We start from the raw sequence: 1963 nt of genomic DNA, 5'->3' as shown, positions 1-1963 counted from the left end.
AAATGTTAATTGTACTCAAATGTAGTCTAATTTGAGTTCATAGACTATAAAACATATAATTTTCTATTGTCAATGTTTTATAGTCTATGAACTCAAATTAGACTACATTTGAGTACAATTAACATTTGTTGTCTAAGACAAGTTTAGATTGATTTACCATTTCCCTAAAATAAATTATGGCGAAAATGAAATCAGCACTTCCAAAAAGTACTCCTTTAGCACTTTCAAAAAAGCAAAAGTTAGAGCCAAATCAAATTTCTAAGAAAGAATATTCACAGTCTGAATTACATTCTAATCAAGAACTGGTTAAGGCATCCCATGGATTTCCTATAGTTGCAATTGGCGCATCGGCTGGTGGACTTGAGGCGGTTACTCTATTACTACAAAATCTTTCGCCCACGACAGGCATGGCTTTTATATATGTACAGCATTTAAGTCCAGATCACAAAAGCATTTTACCTTATTTATTATCTAAAGTTACTCAAATGAAAGTACAAGATATTGTTGTACGGAATTACATAAACATTATTAGGAATCATTTTTTCCATATCATCAATATCTTGTACTTTCATTTGAGTAACTTTAGATAATAAATAAGGTAAAATGCTTTTGTGATCTGGACTTAAATGCTGTACATATATAAAAGCCATGCCTGTCGTGGGCGAAAGATTTTGTAGTAATAGAGTAACCGCCTCAAGTCCACCAGCCGATGCGCCAATTGCAACTATAGGAAATCCATGGGATGCCTTAACCAGTTCTTGATTAGAATGTAATTCAGACTGTGAATATTCTTTCTTAGAAATTTGATTTGGCTCTAACTTTTGCTTTTTTGAAAGTGCTAAAGGAGTACTTTTTGGAAGTGCTGATTTCATTTTCGCCATAATTTATTTTAGGGAAATGGTAAATCAATCTAAACTTGTCTTAGACAACAAATGTTAATTGTACTCAAATGTAGTCTAATTTGAGTTCATAGACTATAAAACATATAATTTTCTATTGTCAATGTTTTATAGTCTATGAACTCAAATTAGACTACATTTGAGTACAATTAACATTTGTTGTCTAAGACAAGTTTAGATTGATTTACCATTTCCCTAAAATAAATTATGGCGAAAATGAAATCAGCACTTCCAAAAAGTACTCCTTTAGCACTTTCAAAAAAGCAAAAGTTAGAGCCAAATCAAATTTCTAAGAAAGAATATTCACAGTCTGAATTACATTCTAATCAAGAACTGGTTAAGGCATCCCATGGATTTCCTATAGTTGCAATTGGCGCATCGGCTGGTGGACTTGAGGCGGTTACTCTATTACTACAAAATCTTTCGCCCACGACAGGCATGGCTTTTATATATGTACAGCATTTAAGTCCAGATCACAAAAGCATTTTACCTTATTTATTATCTAAAGTTACTCAAATGAAAGTACAAGATATTGATGATATGGAAAAAATGATTCCTAATAATGTTTATGTAATTCCGTACAACAATATCTTGTACTTTCATTTGAGTAACTTTAGATAATAAATAAGGTAAAATGCTTTTGTGATCTGGACTTAAATGCTGTACATATATAAAAGCCATGCCTGTCGTGGGCGAAAGATTTTGTAGTAATAGAGTAACCGCCTCAAGTCCACCAGCCGATGCGCCAATTGCAACTATAGGAAATCCATGGGATGCCTTAACCAGTTCTTGATTAGAATGTAATTCAGACTGTGAATATTCTTTCTTAGAAATTTGATTTGGCTCTAACTTTTGCTTTTTTGAAAGTGCTAAAGGAGTACTTTTTGGAAGTGCTGATTTCATTTTCGCCATAATTTATTTTAGGGAAATGGTAAATCAATCTAAACTTGTCTTAGACAACAAATGTTAATTGTACTCAAATGTAGTCTAATTTGAGTTCATAGACTATAAAACATATAATTTTCTATTGTCAATGTTTTATAGTCTATGAACTCAAATTAGAC

General features: G+C 31.9%; 2 protein-coding genes and 2 pseudogenes. 2 read left to right on the top strand and 2 right to left on the bottom strand.

What is annotated here, in order from left to right; all coding sequences use genetic code 11:
• Positions 1–176: 176 nt before the first annotated feature.
• Positions 177–443, top strand: a pseudogene (locus AC061E_RS16520) (chemotaxis protein CheB); the annotation flags it as partial.
• Positions 444–467: 24 nt separating this feature from the next.
• Here the strand turns inward: AC061E_RS16520 and AC061E_RS16515 are convergent.
• A complete protein-coding gene (locus AC061E_RS16515; RefSeq protein ID WP_478287237.1) occupies positions 468–872 on the bottom strand; it encodes a chemotaxis protein CheB in 405 nt (134 codons plus the stop codon).
• Between the two features lie 243 nt (positions 873–1115).
• Here AC061E_RS16515 and AC061E_RS16510 point away from each other — a divergent pair, with 243 nt between their 5' ends.
• A complete protein-coding gene (locus AC061E_RS16510) occupies positions 1116–1520 on the top strand; it encodes a chemotaxis protein CheB (protein ID WP_478287237.1) in 405 nt (134 codons plus the stop codon).
• 24 nt (positions 1521–1544) lie between these two features.
• Here the strand turns inward: AC061E_RS16510 and AC061E_RS16505 are convergent.
• Positions 1545–1802 (bottom strand): annotated as a pseudogene (locus AC061E_RS16505) (chemotaxis protein CheB); the annotation flags it as partial.
• Positions 1803–1963 lie beyond the last annotated feature (161 nt).

It is taken from the genome of Flavobacterium sp. GNP011 (assembly GCF_056428925.1).
Note: the sequence above shows the minus strand (reverse complement) of the source record. Positions and strands in the feature narration are given on the sequence as shown.

Coding starts and splice junctions, on each gene's coding strand:
- AC061E_RS16515 (WP_478287237.1), bottom strand. CDS start 872: ATGAAATCAGCACTTCCAAAAAGTACTCCTTTAGCACTTTCAAAAAAG.
- AC061E_RS16510 (WP_478287237.1), top strand. CDS start 1,116: ATGAAATCAGCACTTCCAAAAAGTACTCCTTTAGCACTTTCAAAAAAG.